General features: G+C 65.1%; 22 protein-coding genes. 13 read left to right on the top strand and 9 right to left on the bottom strand.

Translation table 11 applies throughout. From position 1 onward, the window contains the following. Positions 1–7: 7 nt before the first annotated feature. Positions 8–1,711 carry a potassium-transporting ATPase subunit KdpA gene (kdpA, locus tag G8O24_RS31490; RefSeq protein WP_188106222.1) on the bottom strand — a complete coding sequence of 568 codons (1,704 nt, stop codon included), beginning with the start codon at positions 1,709–1,711 and terminating at the stop codon, positions 8–10. Between the two features lie 112 nt (positions 1,712–1,823). Next, on the bottom strand, positions 1,824–1,913 hold the full coding sequence (locus tag G8O24_RS31485; RefSeq protein WP_188106220.1) for a K(+)-transporting ATPase subunit F: 90 nt from the start codon (positions 1,911–1,913) through the stop codon (positions 1,824–1,826). Between the two features lie 438 nt (positions 1,914–2,351). Between G8O24_RS31485 and G8O24_RS31480 the strand changes: the two genes are divergently transcribed. From G8O24_RS31480 to G8O24_RS31450, 8 genes are all read left to right on the top strand, one after another. Next, positions 2,352–2,819, top strand: a complete 468-nt coding sequence (locus tag G8O24_RS31480) for a hypothetical protein (RefSeq protein ID WP_188106218.1) — start codon at positions 2,352–2,354, stop codon at positions 2,817–2,819. Positions 2,820–2,960: 141 nt separating this feature from the next. After that, positions 2,961–3,209, top strand: a complete 249-nt coding sequence (locus tag G8O24_RS31475; protein ID WP_188106216.1) for a hypothetical protein — start codon at positions 2,961–2,963, stop codon at positions 3,207–3,209. 24 nt (positions 3,210–3,233) lie between these two features. After that, positions 3,234–4,151: a 4-hydroxy-tetrahydrodipicolinate synthase gene (gene dapA, locus G8O24_RS31470; protein WP_188106214.1), complete on the top strand. Its 918-nt coding sequence runs from the start codon at positions 3,234–3,236 to the stop codon at positions 4,149–4,151. Positions 4,152–4,280: 129 nt separating this feature from the next. After that, entirely contained in the window at positions 4,281–4,472 is a 192-nt protein-coding gene (locus G8O24_RS31465; RefSeq protein WP_188106213.1) for a hypothetical protein, read from the top strand. A 10-nt stretch (positions 4,473–4,482) separates the two neighbouring features. Beyond that, the gene (locus G8O24_RS31460; protein ID WP_188106210.1) at positions 4,483–4,860 is read left to right on the top strand and encodes a hypothetical protein; all 378 of its coding nucleotides are present in this window, start codon (positions 4,483–4,485) and stop codon (positions 4,858–4,860) included. A gap of 100 nt (positions 4,861–4,960) precedes the next feature. Then, entirely contained in the window at positions 4,961–5,089 is a 129-nt protein-coding gene (locus G8O24_RS45245) for a hypothetical protein (RefSeq protein WP_283815607.1), read from the top strand. A 167-nt stretch (positions 5,090–5,256) separates the two neighbouring features. Further along, complete coding sequence (gene upp, locus G8O24_RS31455; protein ID WP_188106209.1) at positions 5,257–5,892, top strand: uracil phosphoribosyltransferase; 636 nt, start codon at positions 5,257–5,259, stop codon at positions 5,890–5,892. A gap of 33 nt (positions 5,893–5,925) precedes the next feature. Then, the gene (locus G8O24_RS31450) at positions 5,926–7,497 is read left to right on the top strand and encodes an AMP-binding protein (RefSeq protein WP_188106207.1); all 1,572 of its coding nucleotides are present in this window, start codon (positions 5,926–5,928) and stop codon (positions 7,495–7,497) included. 19 nt (positions 7,498–7,516) lie between these two features. On the opposite strand, the gene G8O24_RS31445 is transcribed toward G8O24_RS31450, so the two are convergent. Further along, positions 7,517–8,683 carry an acyl-CoA dehydrogenase family protein gene (locus G8O24_RS31445; protein ID WP_188106205.1) on the bottom strand — a complete coding sequence of 389 codons (1,167 nt, stop codon included), beginning with the start codon at positions 8,681–8,683 and terminating at the stop codon, positions 7,517–7,519. A 187-nt stretch (positions 8,684–8,870) separates the two neighbouring features. Here G8O24_RS31445 and G8O24_RS31440 point away from each other — a divergent pair, with 187 nt between their 5' ends. Further along, positions 8,871–9,323, top strand: coding sequence for a MaoC family dehydratase (locus G8O24_RS31440; RefSeq protein WP_188106203.1), 453 nt, complete (start codon positions 8,871–8,873; stop codon positions 9,321–9,323). Continuing rightward, on the top strand, positions 9,323–10,174 hold the full coding sequence (locus G8O24_RS31435) for an HpcH/HpaI aldolase/citrate lyase family protein (RefSeq protein WP_188106201.1): 852 nt from the start codon (positions 9,323–9,325) through the stop codon (positions 10,172–10,174). Before G8O24_RS31440 ends, G8O24_RS31435 begins: the two co-directional genes overlap by 1 nt. A 26-nt stretch (positions 10,175–10,200) precedes the next feature. Here the strand turns inward: G8O24_RS31435 and G8O24_RS31430 are convergent, their stop codons facing one another. The 4 genes from G8O24_RS31430 to G8O24_RS31415 form a co-directional block, all read right to left on the bottom strand. Beyond that, positions 10,201–10,992, bottom strand: a complete 792-nt coding sequence (locus tag G8O24_RS31430) for a fumarylacetoacetate hydrolase family protein (RefSeq protein ID WP_188106199.1) — start codon at positions 10,990–10,992, stop codon at positions 10,201–10,203. A gap of 88 nt (positions 10,993–11,080) precedes the next feature. Next, positions 11,081–11,899 carry an alpha/beta fold hydrolase gene (locus tag G8O24_RS31425; protein WP_188106197.1) on the bottom strand — a complete coding sequence of 273 codons (819 nt, stop codon included), beginning with the start codon at positions 11,897–11,899 and terminating at the stop codon, positions 11,081–11,083. Next, positions 11,899–12,687 (bottom strand): SDR family NAD(P)-dependent oxidoreductase, encoded by a 789-nt coding sequence (locus tag G8O24_RS31420; RefSeq protein WP_188106195.1) that lies wholly within the window; start codon positions 12,685–12,687, stop codon positions 11,899–11,901. The genes G8O24_RS31425 and G8O24_RS31420 overlap by 1 nt, the downstream gene beginning before the upstream one ends. 10 nt (positions 12,688–12,697) lie before the next feature. After that, positions 12,698–13,669: a Bug family tripartite tricarboxylate transporter substrate binding protein gene (locus G8O24_RS31415; RefSeq protein ID WP_188106193.1), complete on the bottom strand. Its 972-nt coding sequence runs from the start codon at positions 13,667–13,669 to the stop codon at positions 12,698–12,700. A gap of 291 nt (positions 13,670–13,960) precedes the next feature. Between G8O24_RS31415 and G8O24_RS31410 the strand changes: the two genes are divergently transcribed. The 3 genes from G8O24_RS31410 (at position 13,961) to G8O24_RS31400 (ending at position 15,391) form a co-directional block, all read left to right on the top strand. Continuing rightward, positions 13,961–14,860: a LysR substrate-binding domain-containing protein gene (locus G8O24_RS31410; protein ID WP_188106191.1), complete on the top strand. Its 900-nt coding sequence runs from the start codon at positions 13,961–13,963 to the stop codon at positions 14,858–14,860. 139 nt (positions 14,861–14,999) lie between these two features. Then, entirely contained in the window at positions 15,000–15,218 is a 219-nt protein-coding gene (locus G8O24_RS31405; protein ID WP_188106190.1) for a hypothetical protein, read from the top strand. Then, positions 15,215–15,391 carry a hypothetical protein gene (locus tag G8O24_RS31400; RefSeq protein WP_188106189.1) on the top strand — a complete coding sequence of 59 codons (177 nt, stop codon included), beginning with the start codon at positions 15,215–15,217 and terminating at the stop codon, positions 15,389–15,391. The genes G8O24_RS31405 and G8O24_RS31400 overlap by 4 nt, the downstream gene beginning before the upstream one ends. Positions 15,392–15,462: 71 nt before the next feature. Here the strand turns inward: G8O24_RS31400 and G8O24_RS31395 are convergent, their stop codons facing one another. Together G8O24_RS31395 and G8O24_RS31390 are read right to left on the bottom strand one after the other, a co-directional pair. Further along, complete coding sequence (locus G8O24_RS31395) at positions 15,463–16,569, bottom strand: trypsin-like peptidase domain-containing protein (protein ID WP_188106188.1); 1,107 nt, start codon at positions 16,567–16,569, stop codon at positions 15,463–15,465. 164 nt (positions 16,570–16,733) lie between these two features. Next, on the bottom strand, positions 16,734–17,056 hold a 323-nt coding region (locus G8O24_RS31390), incomplete at its 5' end, for a hypothetical protein (protein WP_188106186.1).

Here is a 17,056-nt window from a genome sequence, read left to right as displayed (position 1 = left end):
GGTTCAGTCAGAACAGCTGGCTTGCGTTCATCGCCAGATGCTCGACGATCGGGCCGAGCGCGAGCGCCGGAAAGAAGGTCAGGCCGCCCATGATCAGGATCACGCCGACGACGAGGCCGACGAAGAGCCCGCCCGTGGTCGGGAATGTGCCCATGGACGGCGGGATCGATTTCTTCCCCGCGAGCGAGCCCGCAATCGCCATCGCCGGGACGATCATGAAGAAGCGGCCGACGAACATCGCGCTGGCGAGCGTGAGGTTGTAGAAGAAGGTGTTGCCGGAGAGGCCGGCAAAGGCCGAGCCGTTGTTCCCCGTCGCCGAGGTGTAGGCGTAGAGCACCTCGGTGAAGCCGTGCGGCCCGGCATTCGCCATGGAAGCCACCGCCGCCGGATAGACCACGCCGACCGCGGTCCAGCCGAGAATCATCAGCGGCAGCACCAGGATCGCCAGCATCGCCATCTTGACCTCGCGCGCCTCGATCTTCTTGCCGACATATTCCGGCGTGCGACCGACCATCAGGCCGGCGACGAAGATGGCGAGAATGACGAACAGCAGCATGCCGTACATGCCGGCGCCGACGCCGCCGACGATGATTTCGCCGAGCTCGATGTTGATCAGCGGGATCATGCCGCCGAGCGCGGTGAAGCTGTCGTGCATGGCGTTGACGGCGCCGCACGACGCTGCGGTGGTGATCACGGCGAACAGCGCGGAGGCAACGATGCCGAAGCGCACTTCCTTTCCCTCCATATTGCCGCCGGTGAGGCCCAGCGCCTGCAGCGTCGAGGTGCCATTGGCCTCGGCCCAATAGGTGACGGCGACGCCGGCGACGAACAGCACGCCCATCACGGCGAGGATCGCCCAGCCCTGGCGCTGATTGCCGACCATGCGGCCGAACACGTTGGTCAGCGCGGCGCCGAGCGCGAAGATCGACAGCATCTGCACGAAGTTGGACAGCGCGGTCGGGTTTTCGAACGGATGCGCGGCATTGGCGTTGAAGAAGCCGCCGCCATTGGTGCCGAGCATCTTGATCGCGACCTGGGAGGCGACCGGGCCGACCGCAATGGTCTGCTTGGCGCCCTCGAGCGTGGTCGCCTCGACGTAATCGCCGAGCGTCTGCGGGATGCCCTGCCAGACCAGGAACAGCGTATAGACGACGCAGATCGGCAGCAGCACGTAGAGCGTGCACCTGGTGACATCGACCCAGAAATTGCCGACCGTGCGCACCGAGGCGCGCGAGAAGCCGCGGATCAGCGCCACGGCGAGCGCGATGCCGATCGCGGCCGACAGGAAGTTCTGGTGCGTGAGGCCGACCATCTGCACCAGGTAGGACAGCGTGCTCTCGCCGCCGTAGTTCTGCCAGTTGGTGTTGGTGATGAAGGAGACCGCGGTGTTGAAGGAGAGATCCTCGGCGACCGCCGCCTGCCCGGCCGGATTGAAGGGCAGCACGGCCTGCAGGCGCATCACGCCGTAGATGATGAGGAAGCCGCCGACATGGAACAGCAGCATGGCGACCGTATAGGTCAGCCAGTGCTGCTCGCGCTTCTCATCGACGCCTGATATCCGGTAGATGCCGGCCTCGATGGGGCGCAGCACCGGCGAGAGAAACGTCCGCTCGCCATTGAAGACGCGCGTCATGTACCAGCCCAGCGGTTTGGTGAGCGCGACGATGATGACGCAGAACAGAATGATCTGGAGCCAACCGATCATGGTCATGGAATCAACCTTTCAGGCTCGATGCCCGGCGCAACAGCGGCAGGAGCACCACAAGCAGGCAGCCGACGAGCGCGATGTCCGCCAGCAGCAATTCGAAAAGCAGCAGCACGGCTCAGAACCGTTCCGGCCGCAGCAGCGCATAAGTGAGATAGATCAGCAGGCCGAGCGAGACGGCGCCGGCGAGCGCATAATCGAAGATCATGGTCCGCTCCGTCACAGCCGTTCGCAGACGTAGGTGTAACCGATCGCAAGGGCAAAGAAGCCGAAGCCCAGCGCCAGCATGAGAACGTCCATCATGGGATACTCCTCGTTGCGCTCAGTCCTGGCGCAATCATTCCGTGGTTTCGGGACGTCATCTTGCGATGGATCAAAAGCGATCCGCGTAACGCCGCCCGGGATTTTCGCACCTGTGACGTGCCACCACCGCCATAGGTTTTCGAGATTGGGGCTAGGACGAAATTATAGGAATCTCATAAAGGGCCAGGCGGTTGGGCCGCCCGCCTCGCCCCTGATACAGCGCTCCTCCCGTCTTTATGAGATTCCTATATCTCGCCTCCCCTTCCCGTCTCGTTTTCCAATGCCCGTCCCGCCATCCTGAAGAAACCGGCCGACTGACCGCCGCCAATTTCAGGAGGCTGACATGAATGTCGCTTTCCGCCACTACGACCCGCCTTCCCTCGGCGACCGCCTGCGCAACGCGCAAGGCATGACCCGGCCGCTGATGCTCGAGATCATCGACAGGGCCTGCCGCCGCTTTCCCTCGCTCGGACAGTCCGAGCGCACCGCACGCCTCATGCACCTGATCGACGCGGAGGCCTGGACCGACGCGGCGCTGGCGCTGATGGAGCTCGAACTGCCGCTGTGGCACGTCCGCCGCATCGCCTATGACGAGGGCGAGTGGCATTGCGCGCTGTCGCGTGAACGCGAACTGCCCGATTGGCTCGACACCGCCACCGAAGGGTGTCATGGCGATCTCGCGATTGCGCTGCTGTCCGCTTTCGTGGAAGTCCAGTCGCTGGCCGCGGAAGCGCCGCGGCCGAGCGTTCCCAATGTGCGCCGCGCCGCAGACCCGTTGTATGAGCCGGCGTCTTGCGAGAATTTTAGCTGAACGAACGCCAAAGCCCTATGGCGTTCCTATGAGATCGCGGCGCGCTCTCTCTCGAAATCCTATCCATCCGGAAAGATATTGATCGGGCGGCCAGCGGGACGAGATCCCGCAGCTCCCGCGTCAATTGGAAGGACAATATCCGTGAAACTGGTCGAACCTCCCTCGTGCAGCGCGCTCTCCAGCATCGTCTTCATCGGCAGGAACCACCGTGGACAGTGGATCGCGCAAGAGCAGAACGGCCTCTATGGCGGCCTGTTCGTCAGCCGCGCCCAAGCCATCAAATACGCGCTGTTCGAGAATGGACGGCACCCCGAAACCATCGTCGAGCTGCAACGCGTGATCGAGCTCGACATGGGCAAAAGTCCCGATCTTTCGCAGCACGCCGCCTGAACCGGCGCACTCGGCGAACAAGCCATGTTCACCCCTCCTTCAGCCTGGTTCACCGGTTTCATTCCGGATCTGCCGACGCCATTCGATGCGGCCGACACGATCGATCTTCAGGCGTTCGCCGCGCTGTGCGAGCGCCAGGTTTCGGCCGGGGTTCCCGCACTCGTGGTCTGCGAGACAGCGGGCGAGGCACCGACGCTCTCGCCCGCCGAGCAGGAGCTCGTCATTCGCACCGCGGTCGACGTCGCTCGCGGACGCACACGGATCATTGCCGGTGCGATGTCGAACGCAACCGGCCGCGCTGTCGAACTGGCCCGCCGTGCGGAGGCGGCCGGGGCTGACGCCATCATGTCGGTCGTGCCCGCCTACAACAAGCCGATGCAGGAGGGGATGCTTGCGCATTTCCGTGCCGTTGCCGGCGCGACGGGGCTCCCCGTGATCCTGCACGACATTCCCTCCCGCACGCTGCGGCCGCTCGCCGACGAGACACTGCTGCGGCTGGTCGAATCCCGCCAGTTCGTGGGCCTGCGCGACGGCAGTGGCGACACCACTCGCCCGATGCGTCTGAGCCGCCTCTTGCCATCAGGCTTCCGCCTGCTGTCCGGCAATGACGTGACCATCTTCGGCACCATTGCCGACGGCGGCGACGGCGCGATCTCGGAAATCTCCAACATCGCTCCGGATCTGTGCCGGACGATCTTCTCACAAGTGAGACAAGGTCGCCTGCAGACGGCGCGCTATCTGCACAAGCGGCTGGTTCCGCTGATCGCCTGCCTGTCCCGCGAGAGCCCGTCTGCGCTCAAATACGCGCTGAGCACGCTGGGCCTGATGTCGCCGGCCACAAGGCTGCCGATCGTGCCGCTGGATGAGGCGGCCCGCGCCGAGGTCCGGAAGGCCTTCGCGGCGATTGCCGACGAAGACCTGATCGACGGCGTTGGGGCTTAACGAAGGCCTTTTATGGCGCTCCTATACGACAGCATTGGCGCCCGTCTCGCATTCCTATGCTGCGCTGCTCATCATAGGAGGGAGATTGGAGCGACCGTCTCGTCGCTCCAAGGATGAGGACAGTCTCACATGTCGATGCTGACACAGGGCTTGGAACGGCCCATGGCCTGGGCCGAGCGCCCGGCGCGAAGATCGAAGGCGCGCAAGGCCCAACTCAAGCGCGTCGCGCTCCGTGCGCTCGCCGTGCTCACGATGGGCAGCGTGCTGACTGCGCTGATCGCACTGAAGACCGCAATCTATGTCTGGCATCTCCACGCCTGAAGGCGCCGTCATGACCCTGCAAATCTGCGAGGAGGCCGCCATGGCCGCGATCGCTCTTCAAGCTGTTCACCGCCAGCCGCCGCAGCGGCCCGCGGCGGAGCTCGAGCCGCTCGATCCCGATGTGATCAGCGAGGCCATTCCCGCCTTCTTCATCGGCCGCAATGCCGCCGGCCTCTGGGTCGCACGCGAGGCGCGCGGCCGCATCGGCGGTCTATTCCTGTTCAAGAGCTCGGCCGTCGAATTTGCCAACCGTCAGAGCGCGCCGGCACGGTGCGCGCTGGTTTTCCCCAGCGAGATCTTCGAGCTCGACGTCGCAAATCGCGGCAATCCCCTGATCGTGCTGGCCGGGCGAGCGAGGCGGATGCTGGCCCGGATCGTCGCGAGGTGACGTGACATGGTCGAACTCAAGATCGCGATGCTGCTCGCGCTGATGGGCGCGCTGTTGCTCGGCCTGCGCCTCACCGCGGCGCCGGCGTCGGACCATTAGCATGCCGCTGTTCAGGGGAGATCTCGAACACGCGGTCACCACGACCATTCTGACCATGACGTTGAGCCTGGTCTGGGGTGCGGTCCTGACGATCGTGATCACGCTCGCGGCGCGCGGGCTCGGCCTCTAATCCCAATCGCGGCCACGCGATCGACCGCGAATTGACCATCGCTGCCTACAAGGCAAGCAACCGGGCATGGACGGAGGTTGCGATGCCGGACCGGCCGGCCTCGCGCTCTTGCGGAAAACCTCCGGCCGATCTGGCGCAGTTTCACGGAACCGTGTTAGATCGGCCGCATGAGCACAAGCAGCGTGAACGTCGTCGCCCACCCCCTGGTCCAGCACAAGCTTTCCCTGATGCGGGAGAAGGACCGCTCGACCAAGAGCTTTCGGGAAATCCTGAACGAGGTCGGGATGCTGCTCGGCTACGAGGTGACGCGCGACCTGCCGCTCGAAATGGTCGAGATCGAGACGCCGATCTCGCCGATGCAGGCGCCAAAGATCGCCGGCAAGAAGCTCACGCTGGCGCCGATCCTGCGCGCCGGCGTCGGCTTTCTGGACGGCATGCTGGCGCTGATGCCCTCCGCCCGCATCGCCCATATCGGCCTCTATCGCGACCCCGAGACCTTGCAGGCCGTGGAATATTACTTCAAGGCCCCGCAGGACCTGTCCGACCGCACCGTGATCCTGATGGACCCGATGCTGGCGACCGGCAATTCAGCCTGCGCCGGCGCGTCCCTGCTCAAGGACCGCGGCGCGCGCGATATCCGCTTCGTGTGCCTCTTGGCGGCGCCCGAGGGCATCGCGCAGTTCCAGAGCGAGCACCCTGACGTGCCGATCTGGACCGCCGCAGTCGATGAGCGGCTCAACGACCACGGCTACATCGTGCCGGGCCTGGGCGATGCCGGCGACCGGATGTTCGGCACCAAGTAGACAGGTTTGCGCGATCGGGCTACTCCGGTTGCCATGCATGCCGACGAAGTTTCACTGCAATCGCTGATCGAATCGGAGAGCGCTGCCGAGCCCGCCTTCGTGTTCGACGGCACGCCGGTGTCGCGCGCCGAATTCGCCGGGAAGGTCGGGCAGACCACGGCCTGGCTTGCCGCGCAGGGCATCGGCAGGGGCGACGTCGTCGCAGTCTGGCTGGTCAACCGGGTCGAATGGATCGCGCTGCTGTTGGCCGCCGCCCGGCGGGGTGCGATCGTTGCCGCCGTCAATACGCGCTACCGCAGCGCGGAGGTCGAGCATCTGCTGAAGCTGTCCGGGGCGAAACTGCTGATGATCGAGGCGGCGTTCCGCTCGATCGATTTCGCCGCCATTCTCGCCGACATCGCCAGGGACGAAGTCCCCGCGCTGCAAAAACTCGCGGTCGTCGGCGCCGCTACGATCCCCGCGCAATGGCCCTGTGTGCATTTCGACGCCTTCGACAAGCCTTATCCGCCAGCTCTGTCCCAGGGCGAGGTCGATCTGCCGGTGCTGCTCTACACCACATCGGGCACGACCAAGGGACCAAAACTGGTCGCGCATTCACAGCGGACGCTCGCGACCCACGCCAGGGCCGTTGCCGTGGCGCTCCGGCTTTCCCCGCAGCGCCACGCGCTGCTGGCGATGCTGCCGTTCTGCGGCACCTTCGGCATGACGAGCCTGCTCGGCTTCATCGCCGCCGGCGCGACCGTCCATGTGCTCGACGCGTTCGAAGCGGCGCCGGCGCTGAAGATCCTCGGCGAGCACAAGATCACGCACAGCTTCGGCTCCGACGAGATGTTCCGCCGCATCCTCGCCCTCACCTCGGCGCCACGCCCGTTTCCGCATGTCGAAGTCTGCGGCTTTGCCGCGTTCCAGCCCGGCTGGCGCGAGCTTGCCGCGGAGGCCGAGGCGCGCGGCCTGCCGCTGTTCGGCCTCTACGGCTCGAGCGAGGTGCAGGCGCTGTTCTCGATCGCCCGACCCGGCGACGCCTTTGCCGATCGCATCGAGGGCGGCGGCCAGCCGATGTCCCCGGACGCCAAGGTCCGCGTGCGCGACACCGAAACTCGTGAGCTCGCAGCGCCTGGCGTCTCCGGCGAGATCGAGATCAGCGCGCCATCGCGCTTCCTCGGCTATTTCGGCAATCCCGAGGCTACGCGCGATGCGATCACTTCGGACGGCTTCTTCCGGACCGGCGACATCGGCCGCCTCCGCGGCGACGGGTCGTTCGTCTATGAGACCCGCGCCGGCGATGCCATGCGCCTCGGCGGCTTCCTGGTCGCGCCCGGGGAGATCGAGGACGAGCTCAAATCCTGCGACGGCGTTGCCGATGCCCAGGTTGTCGCGGTCGATCTGAAGGGCCAGGCGCGCTGCGTTGCGTTTGTCATCCCGGCTGACGCGCCTCCGCAACAGGAGACGCTGATCGCGCGTCTGCGCGAGCGGCTTGCCGGCTACAAGGTGCCGGCGCGGCTCTATATCGTGGACGCCTTTCCCGTCACCGACAGTGCCAACGGCGTCAAGATCCAGCGCGCCAAGCTTCGCGCCATGGCGATGGAGCGGATCGCCACGGAATAGAAAAAAGTTCAGTACGACGTCAGTACGACTTGGCGAGACCCAGCACCTTCTCCGCGATGAAGCTGAGCGCGAGCTGCGGGCTGACCGGCGCGATGCGCGGGATCAGCACCTCGCGCAAATAGCGTTCGACGTGGAATTCCTTGGCATAGCCGAAGCCGCCATGGGTCATCACCGCCTGCTCGCAGGCATGGTATCCGGCTTCGCCCGCGAAATATTTCGCGGCATTCGCGCCAGCGCCGCAGGGCAGGCCCTTGTCGTATTGCCAGGCTGCCTGCATCACCATCAGCCAGGCCGCCTCGAGCTCGACCCAGTTCACCGCAAGCGGATGCTGGATGCCTTGATTCTTGCCGATCGGACGATTGAACACGATCCGAGTCTTGGCATATTCCGTCGCGCGCGACAGCGCGAGCTTGCCGAGGCCGACGGCTTCGGCCGCGATCAGAATCCGCTCGGGATTCATGCCTTCCAGAATGTACTGAAACCCTTTGCCCTCTTCGCCGATGCGGTCCTCCATCGGAATTTCAAAGTCCTCGAAGAACAGCTCGTTGGAATCGACGATCTTGCGGCCCATCTTCTCGATCTCGTGGACCTTGATCCTGTTGCGATCGAAATCGGTATAGAACAGGCTGAGCCCGTGCGTCGGCGAGCGCACCTCCTCCAGCGGGGTGGTGCGCGCGAGCAGCAGGATCTTGTGCGCGACCTGGGCGGTCGAAATCCACACCTTCTGGCCGTTGACGACGTAGCGGTCGTTCTTGGCGACGGCGCGGGTCTTGAGCTGCGTGGTGTTGAGCCCGGTGTTGGGTTCGGTCACGGCAAAGCACGCCTTCTCGCGGCCCTCGACCATCGGCGGCAGCATCCGCTTGCGTTGTTCCTCGGTGCCGAACACGACGACGGGGTTGAGGCCGAATACGTTGATGTGCACCGCGGAGGCGCCGGACATGCCGGCGCCGGACTCCGCGATGGTGCGCATCATGATTGCAGCTTCGGTGATGCCGAGGCCGGAGCCGCCATATTCTTCCGGCACGCAGATGCCGAGCCAGCCAGCGTCGGCCAGCGCCTTGTGAAAATCGTGCGGAAAGCCGCCGTCGTGGTCCTTCTTCAGCCAATAGGCATCGGGAAAGCCTTCGCAGATCTTGGCGATGGCATCGCGGATGGCTTCCTGCTGATCGGTGAGCGCGAAATCCATGATTTGACTCCTTGCCGCGCGGCCCTCGTTCATTTCTTGCTTGAGCCGAAGGTACATATCGGTGAATCTAGCTGTCAACGACATGAGCAACGCATGGCTCCATGCGTCGCAGCAAAGGCATTTTCCGTCCAGCGGTTCACGCGCGTAATGGTACGGACGGAGGGGCAAGGGACAGGGAGCGAGACGGATGGCCGGACTCTATTTCGAGGACTTTTCCGTGGGCCAGGAGTTCAGGCATCCGCTGACCCGGACCGTCACGGAAATGGACAACACCCTGTTCAGCCTGCTGACGCTCAACCCGCAGCCGCTGCACATCGACGCGCATTTCGCCGAGAAGACCGAGTTCGGCCAGCGCATTTTCAACAGCCTTTACACCCTCGGCATCATGATCGGCATGACGGTCTATGATACGACCCTGGGCACCACCGTCGCCAATCTCGGCATGACCGAGGTGACCTTTCCGAAGCCGGTCTTCCATGGCGACACCTTGCGGGCGACGACGAAGGTGCTTTCGTTGAGGGAATCCAAATCGCGCCCGAGAGCGGGCATCGTCGAGTTCGAGCATCATGCCTTGAACCAGAACGACGAGATCGTCGGCACATGCCGCCGCATGGCGATGATGCACAAGAGGCCGGTCTGATGCGATCCATGCTGTTCGTGCCGGGCGATTCCCCGCGCAAGTTCGAGAAGGCGAGCGAAGGCAAGGCCGACGCGCTGATCATCGATCTCGAGGATTCCGTCGTCGCCGAAAAGAAGCCGGAGGCGCGCGGGCTGACGCTGGCGATGCTGAAGCGCCGCCCCGGCCCGCATCTTCTCTATGTGCGCGTCAACGCGCTCGAGACCGGCATGACGCTGACCGATCTCGCCGCGGTGATGCCGGGCAGGCCCGACGGCATCGTGCTGCCGAAATCGCAAGGCGGCGACGACGTGCGCCAGGTCGCCACCTGGCTCGAGGCCCTGGAAGCTGCGTCCGGCCTCACGGTTGGCGCGACGCGTATCGTCTGCGTCGCGACCGAAACCGCGAGCGCGATCTTCGGTCTCGGCAGCTACAAGGGCTGCTCGCCTCGCCTTGCCGGCCTGATGTGGGGCGCGGAAGATCTCTCCGCCTCGCTCGGCGCCACCGAGAAGGCGTCAGGCGGCGTGTTCCACAGCCCCTATCGTCTCGCGCGCGACCTCTGCCTGATGGCGGCGGCCGCGGCGGACGTGGCACCGATCGACACCGTTTATACCGACATCGACAATCTCGCCGGCCTCGAAGCCGAGACGCGCGCAGCCCGGCGCAATGGCTTTTCGGCCAAGGCGCTGATCCATCCCAAGCATGTCGACATCGTCAATGCAGCGTTCGAGCCGACCGAGGCCGAGCGCATTTGGGCGAAGAAGGTGATCGCAGCGTTCGCGAGCAATCCCAACTCCGGCACGCTGCGGCTCGACGGCCAGATGATCGACAAGCCGCATCTTCGCGCCGCGAAGAAGATCCTCGGCCAGCCCTAGGAAGCGGGGTACCTCCCGGACGGCGATCAGACGATCTTGATCGACATGTCAGGCAGGCCTTCGAGCTTGCACAGGAGCACGTCGCCCTTCACGACCGGGCCGACATTCTCCGGCGTGCCGGAATAGATGATGTCGCCAGCCTTCAGCTCGAACGCCTCCGACAGCTTTGCGATCTGCTCGGCGACGCTCCAGATCATCTTGCTGAGATCCGAGCTCTGCTTCACGTTGCCGTTGATCGCGAGCGAGATCGCGCCCTTCTCGAAATGACCGGTCTTGCTGGCCGGGTGGATCGGGCCGATCACCGCGGCGTGGTCAAAGCTCTTGCCGATTTCCCACGGTTTCTTCTCCGCGGCCATGCCGTTCTGGAGATCGCGGCGGGTCATGTCGAGGCCGAGCGCGTAGCCGTAGACATGGTCGAGCGCCTTGTCGGCCGGGATGTTGGTGCCGCCGGATTTCAGCGCCGCGACCAGCTCGACCTCGTGATGATAGTTCTTGGTCAGCGACGGATAGGGATGGTCGGCGACTTCGCCAATCGCGACGTTCTGGATCGCGTCGGTCGGCTTCTGGAAGAAGAACGGTGGCTCGCGGTTCGGATCCGAGCCGCGCTCGATCGCGTGCGCGGCATAGTTGCGGCCGATGCAATAGATGCGGCGGACCTGGAATACCTGGCTCTCGCCGACGATCGGGATCGCAACCATCGGCACCGGGAAGATCGGCTTCGGTCCGGCCTGGGCGGCGGCCGGTGCCACCTCCGTGAGGCCCGCCGCGGTCATCGCGGCTGCGGCGGTGAGCACGCTGCGTCGCGTGGTCGTTGTCACGGCTTCTCTCCCTGATAGGTCCCGTTTCTTGTCGAGCGATCATCATAGAGTCAAACGACGGGCGGGCCAATGGCCCGCCCTGTACGCCTTAAGTCGCGACGCGATCGAAGAACGCACGAACTTTTTGCGCGCAGACATCGGGGTCGGTTGCAGCGACGTGATAGGAATCGCCGGGCAACACTTCGAGCTTCGATCCCGGAATCGTCTCCTGCCACGCCTTCACCGAGGCGACGTCGCCGAGACCGGAGCCGGTGGTGGTGATCACCAGCGCGGGACGCCTGATGGACGGAAGCTCACCGGTGACGTCGACCGTCGGCACCATCTGGAGGAAGGCCTCCAGCGTCGAAGCCCTGGTCTTCGACATCAGCCTGATCCACCAATCCAGCGCCGCCGGCGGCAGCGAAGAACCGAGCCGGCCCGCCGTGGTCTCACGCACCCAGGGCTCGACGCCCTGCTCGCGGATCTGCTTGCGCCAGGCCGGCGCCCGCTGATCGAACGAGGTGAGCGAGGCCGGCGCACCGACCGCGGCAACCGCGATCACGCGATCCGGGTGTTTGGCCGTCAGGTGCATCGCCAGCGTGCCACCGATCTTGCCACCGACCAGGAACACACGGTCGAGCTTCAACGCGTCGAGCATGCGGACGATGTCATCGCCGAGGCCCGCGAAGCGATAGGGATAGGTGCCCGGCATCGGCGTCGAATCGCCGTAGCCGCGCAGATCGGGCCGCACCACCAGGTGATGCGTGGCGAAATACGGCACCCAGCGGCGGAACGCCTCGCCGCTTTCGGCGAGCCCGTGCAGCATCACGACCGCCGGCCTGGTGTCCCATGGCAGCAGATAATCGTCGATGCGGACCGCAAGCTCGCAATCCTCGCTGACACCGATCTTCCGCAGTTCGCTACCCATCAGATACACCTCGTTCCACCGCCATCGACATTGATGCAGGTACCAGTAATGAAGGAGGCGCGATCCGAACAGAGGAACGCGACGAGGCCCGACACCTCGTGCGGCTGCCCGACCCGGCCGAGCGGCACCGAGGCAATCGCAGCCGCATTGGTCGCGCCCTGATCCTGCCCCGAGATCGCCGCGCCCTGGGAGATGAGGCTGTCCCAGCGATCGGTCTGCACCGGTCCGGGATTGACGCCGGTGACCAGCACATTGTCGGGAGCGCATTCCTCGGCGAGCGCCAGCGTGAAATTCAGCAGTGCGGCGTTGACCGCGCCGCCGGCCAGATAGGCCGCGCGCGGCTGATGTCCGCTGCGGCCGATGATGTTGATGATTCGACCCCAGCGTCGGTCGCGCATCTCCGGCAGCACGTTGCGCGCACAGCGCATGTAGCCCAGCAGCTTCAGCTCGATAGACTTGGCCCAGATCGCATCCGGCGTCTCGGCGATCCTCCCCATCGGCGATGCGCCCGCATTATTGACGAGAATATCGATCCGGCCGAAGGCCTCGCGCGCGGTCACCATTGCGCGGGCGATATCGTCGGGCTTGGTCATGTCACCGGCGCAGGCGATCACACGCCGGCCGGTGTCGCGCGACATCTCCGCCGCCGCCGCCGCCAGCCGCTCGGCGTCGCGCGCGACGATGACCACGTGCGCCTGCTCGCGCGCGAGCTCGGCGGCAATGGCGCGGCCAATGCCGATGCTGCCGCCGGTGACGACGGCAACCTTGCCGCCCAGATTGAGATCCATGACGCGACCCTCAATCCACCGTGGCGCCGGAGGCCTTGACGAGCTTGCCCCACTTCGTGGTCTCGTCCGCCATGAACTGCCCGAAGGCAGGGCCGAACATTGCGCCAGGCTCGGCGCCGAGCTCGGCAAGCCGCTTCTTGACGTCAGGCATCTTCAGGATCGTCTCGAGCTCATCGCTGAGCTTGGCAAGTGCAGGCTCCGGCGTTTTCGCGGGCGCGACCAGCCCGAACCAGGACGAGGCCTCGAAGCCGGGAACGGTTTCCGCAACCGTCGGCACGTCGGGCAGCGCTTCAGCGCGTTTGGTGCCGGCGACGGCAATCGCATTGATCGCCTTGCCCTGCACCTGCGGAAGCACCGCCGGCATATTGTCGAACATGAAGGGAATCTGCCCGGCGAGCAGGTCATTCATCGCCGGCGCGGCGCCGCGATAGGGCACATGCACGATGTCGATGCCGGCCATGCTCTTGAGCAGTTCGCCGGCGAGATGATTGGTCGAGCCGATTCCCGACGAGCCGAAATTCAGCGAGCCCGGCTTGGCCTTGGCGAGCGCGATCAGCTCGCCGACGTTCTTGGCCGGTACCGAGGGATTGATGACCAGCACGATCGGCACCGAGGCGATCAGGGCCACCGGGGCAAACGCCTTGGCCGGATCGAACGGCAGCTTCTTGTAGAGCGAGCCGTTAATGGTCAGCGGAGGAGGAGCGGTCAGAAGCAGCGTATAGCCGTCGGGCTCTGCGCTCGCGGCGGCCTCGGCGCCGATATTGCCGCCGGCGCCGCCGCGATTTTCGACCAGGAAGGTCTGGCCGTTCCGTTCGGTCAGCTTCTGAGCGACGATACGGGCGATGATGTCGTTGGAGCCGCCGGCCGGGAACGGAACGATGATCTTGACGGGCCGGGAAGGGTAATCCTGCGCTAGAGCCGCGCCGGAGAACAGAACGGCCGCACAGGCGGCCAGAAAGGTGCGTCGCATAACCCCGCGCATGGGCACTTCCTTGATGTTTGTCTTGTTGTTGTTTGATTCATCACACCGCCAGCAATGGCCTCAACTTCCCGACGTCGTCAAGCCGGGTGAGATCGCAGCATTTGCAATGGCCTGCACCATTGCGGTCGGGTCTCGCATTGTCACGAGCAGGCTTCGTTCTCAGTTAGTTTCTCGGGAACGCAGGCCAGCGGAATCTCGAAAAATTGCCGCAGCCCGGTTATTCTTGCGGCAATCCCCGTCCGCCGCCCCTAGCATGGAACTTGCATAAATTCTGGGCGACATGGACCCCGCATGAACCTCATCAGTCTCGACATCCGTATGCTCCGGTCGCTGATCTCGGTGGTCGAGACCGGCAGCATCACCGAGACCGCGCGACGGCTCGGCCGCACCCAGCCGGCGATCACGCTGCAATTGCAGCGGCTGGAGGAGCTGACCGGCAAGCAGCTGTTCGAGCATGGCGGCCGCAGGCTGACGCTGACCGACGACGGCACCACCGTCCTCACCTACGCCAAATCCATCCTGAGGTTGCATGACGAGCTGATCTCGCAGCTGGCGTCGCAGGAGATCGAGGGCCAGGTGGTGCTCGGCACGCCCGACCTCTATGCGGCGTTCATGCTGCCGCAGATCCTCAGCGTATTCCGAAAGTCGTTTCCGCGCGTGCAGGTCGAGCTCAACTGCGCGCTGTCGACGCCGCTGGTCGGCCTGGTCAAGCGCGGCGACGTCGACATCGCGCTCGTCACCCGCATGAACGATTTCACTGGCGGCCAGGTGGTGCGGCGCGAGCAACTGGTGTGGATGACGGGCGAGCAATCCGCCGCGCATCAGGAACGCCCGATCCCGCTGGCGCTGCTGCCGCCGGGCAACATCTACCGCGACTACGCCATCGATACGCTCGAGCGCGCGAGCCTGCGCTGGCGCATCGCCTGCGTCAGCGAAAGCGTCGGCGGCCTGCAGGCCGCGGCGTTCGCCGGCATGGCGGTCACCGTGCTCGGCCGCAGCGCGCTGGTGCCGGCGATGCGGGAGATCGGCCCGAATGAGGGCCTGCCGCCGCTGCCGAAGATCGAGCTGCTGCTTTACAAATCCAGCGGTGCGACCTCGAAGGCGGCGACCGCGCTGCACGACTATCTCGCCCATTATCTGCGCCTCGATGAGGAGCTCAGCGGCCGCGGCGCGCCGATCGAGCTGTCGTAATTCCTGCGACGAGAGATGCTCGACGACGCCTCGCAATCCTCTTGACACGGAATTCCGGCTGCATATTTTTTGCGCCGAGAAAGCTGTTTCTCGCCCTCGAAAATCAAAGGACCCAACGCGACCGTCTGGAGAGACGACGATGCTCGACGAGAATTTGGCCCGCATTCGCGCACACCGTAACAACATCCACCGCTACCGGCGCCTTCTGAAGACCAGGCTGTCGGAGCTCGAGCGCCAGTTCATTGACAGGCGCCTCACAGAAGAAAGGTCGGCGCTCGAAAGCCTGACCGCAGCCACCTTCCCGGTTGCTCTCTGTGCCGCCCAGGCGCCGGTCGATGCGAGGGGAGCAATGCAATGACCAGCCAGCGAGCGCTGCTCATTCGCGGCAGCGAAAAGGTGATCGGCCATTACGAGCTGCTTCTGGCAAGCGCAAAGACCGAGCAAGAACGCGAGCTCTATCGCCAGCGCATCGAGCGCGAGCTGCGGCTGATCAGAGATTTGCAACGCGAGCAGGATCACCGCGCAGCCTGAGCCACGGTCATGCGGCTCGCCACCCTCGCAGGGGAGATCGCCGATGCTTCGGCGCAACCCCTGCGATCCGTTCAACGAAGGAGGCGATTGGGCCCTGCGAGGGCGCTGCTGGATTCACTTGCGGGCGCGACCCTGACGCTCACGGCGAGCGGAGCACCGTTACGCAGCACGGAGAGCCTCACATGTTCGCCGACCCGGGCAAGGCCGATCGTGTTGCGGAGCTGGGCGGCGGTGCGGATCGGGCGGTCGTCGGCCGCGGTGACGACATCCCCTTTGCGCAAGCCGGCCCTGTCCGCGGGCGAATCCGCGGCGACCTCGGCGATGACGGCCCCCTGGGTCAATCCCTTGTTGACCGAGGGAAGCGGATCCTTGAGCGAGATGCCGATACGACCGCGCTCGACGCGGCCATTGGCGATGATCTGCTCCATCACCTTGCGCGCCATGTTGACCGGAATGGCGAAGCCGATCCCGACATTGCCGCCGGCGGGCGAGATGATCGCCGAGTTGATACCCACCAGCTCGCCGCGGAGGCTGACCAGCGCGCCGCCGGAATTGCCAGGATTGATCGCGGCATCGGTCTGGATGAAATCCTCATAGCCCTGCTTGCCGAGACCGGTCCGGCCCAACGCGCTGACGAGCCCCGATGTCACGGTCTGGCCGAGGCCGAAGGGATTTCCGATCGCGAGCACGAAGTCGCCGACCTCGAGCGTGTCGCTGTCGCCGAAGGCAAGCGCCTTGAGGCCGGCCGGGTTCTGGATCTGCAGCACGGCAACGTCCGTCGGCGGATCGCGCCCGACCACCTTGGCCGAAAACTGCCGACCGTCCTTGGTCGTGATCTGCACGGCGGAGGTACCTTCGACTACGTGATTGTTGGTCAACACGTAGCCGCGCTGGGCATCGACGATCACGCCCGAGCCGGTCGCATTGACCTCCTTCTCGATCTGCCGGGGGACGTCGAAGAATTCGCGGAAGATCGGATCGCGATAGAGCGGATTGTCCTCGCGCACGCGACCGTGCACGGAGATGTTGACCACGGCCGGCGTCACCTGGCGCACCAGCGGCGCCAGGGTCGGCACCGAGCCGCCGGTCTTCAGATCGGGGATTTGGCCTGCAGCAGGCTGTGATGCCGTGAGTGTCAGCACCAGCAGCGCCAGCAAGAGCAGACGCACAGCATTCATCTTGGTCACCTGCCGCTATGTCTTGGGCGAGGGAATTTGGAGGATCGTGGCTCATCCTTCGCCGCGTGACGCGACGATCCAGCCCTGCATGGCCAGAAACGGAACGGCGCAGACCGCCGCGGCCTGCCCGAGCAGCACGAGGCCCAGAACGGTTTGCGTGAACATCATGTGCTCCGCCCCTCGGCGGCGGCCCAGGGCCGCCGCAGCCGCATTGGGACGCCGCCGCCGCGCGGCGGATCGTCATTGTCGTTGTCGCCGTCGAGTTTGCGCAGCGCGGCCAGGATATCGGTGAGCCGAATCGTGTGGCTCATGCCGGGGATCTCGCGCAGGGCGGGACAGGACTCGACCGCGTACATGTCGGACGCCCAGGACGACAGGATGATCCGCTTCTCCGGACCAGAGAGCTCGCTCGCATTCAATACATCAGCAGGCGAATCGTAATGCGCAGCGGGATAAAACAGCGGATTGAGAGTGCCGGAATTCGTAT

Source organism: Bradyrhizobium campsiandrae (assembly GCF_014529705.1).
Classification (GTDB): Bacteria; Pseudomonadota; Alphaproteobacteria; order Rhizobiales; family Xanthobacteraceae; genus Bradyrhizobium; species Bradyrhizobium campsiandrae.
The sequence above is the reverse complement of the archived record's forward strand: the minus strand, read 5'-3'. Positions and strand labels throughout refer to the sequence as shown.

Excerpts from the sequence above, each read along its gene's own strand:
- G8O24_RS31445 (WP_188106205.1), bottom strand. The coding sequence starts at position 8,683 with ATGGATTTCGCGCTCACCGATCAGCAGGAAGCCATCCGCGATGCCATC.
- G8O24_RS31460 (WP_188106210.1), top strand. The coding sequence starts at position 4,483 with ATGACCCTGCAAATCTGCGAGGAGGCCGCCATGGCCGCGATCGCTCTT.
- G8O24_RS31435 (WP_188106201.1), top strand. The coding sequence starts at position 9,323 with ATGCGATCCATGCTGTTCGTGCCGGGCGATTCCCCGCGCAAGTTCGAG.
- G8O24_RS31405 (WP_188106190.1), top strand. The coding sequence starts at position 15,000 with ATGCTCGACGAGAATTTGGCCCGCATTCGCGCACACCGTAACAACATC.
- dapA (WP_188106214.1), top strand. The coding sequence starts at position 3,234 with ATGTTCACCCCTCCTTCAGCCTGGTTCACCGGTTTCATTCCGGATCTG.
- kdpA (WP_188106222.1), bottom strand. The coding sequence starts at position 1,711 with ATGACCATGATCGGTTGGCTCCAGATCATTCTGTTCTGCGTCATCATC.
- G8O24_RS31425 (WP_188106197.1), bottom strand. The coding sequence starts at position 11,899 with ATGGGTAGCGAACTGCGGAAGATCGGTGTCAGCGAGGATTGCGAGCTT.
- G8O24_RS31465 (WP_188106213.1), top strand. The coding sequence starts at position 4,281 with ATGTCGATGCTGACACAGGGCTTGGAACGGCCCATGGCCTGGGCCGAG.
- G8O24_RS31485 (WP_188106220.1), bottom strand. The coding sequence starts at position 1,913 with ATGATCTTCGATTATGCGCTCGCCGGCGCCGTCTCGCTCGGCCTGCTG.
- G8O24_RS31480 (WP_188106218.1), top strand. The coding sequence starts at position 2,352 with ATGAATGTCGCTTTCCGCCACTACGACCCGCCTTCCCTCGGCGACCGC.
- G8O24_RS31440 (WP_188106203.1), top strand. The coding sequence starts at position 8,871 with ATGGCCGGACTCTATTTCGAGGACTTTTCCGTGGGCCAGGAGTTCAGG.
- G8O24_RS31400 (WP_188106189.1), top strand. The coding sequence starts at position 15,215 with ATGACCAGCCAGCGAGCGCTGCTCATTCGCGGCAGCGAAAAGGTGATC.
- G8O24_RS45245 (WP_283815607.1), top strand. The coding sequence starts at position 4,961 with ATGCCGCTGTTCAGGGGAGATCTCGAACACGCGGTCACCACGACCATT.
- upp (WP_188106209.1), top strand. The coding sequence starts at position 5,257 with ATGAGCACAAGCAGCGTGAACGTCGTCGCCCACCCCCTGGTCCAGCAC.
- G8O24_RS31415 (WP_188106193.1), bottom strand. The coding sequence starts at position 13,669 with ATGCGCGGGGTTATGCGACGCACCTTTCTGGCCGCCTGTGCGGCCGTT.
- G8O24_RS31395 (WP_188106188.1), bottom strand. The coding sequence starts at position 16,569 with ATGAATGCTGTGCGTCTGCTCTTGCTGGCGCTGCTGGTGCTGACACTC.
- G8O24_RS31420 (WP_188106195.1), bottom strand. The coding sequence starts at position 12,687 with ATGGATCTCAATCTGGGCGGCAAGGTTGCCGTCGTCACCGGCGGCAGC.
- G8O24_RS31410 (WP_188106191.1), top strand. The coding sequence starts at position 13,961 with ATGAACCTCATCAGTCTCGACATCCGTATGCTCCGGTCGCTGATCTCG.
- G8O24_RS31450 (WP_188106207.1), top strand. The coding sequence starts at position 5,926 with ATGCATGCCGACGAAGTTTCACTGCAATCGCTGATCGAATCGGAGAGC.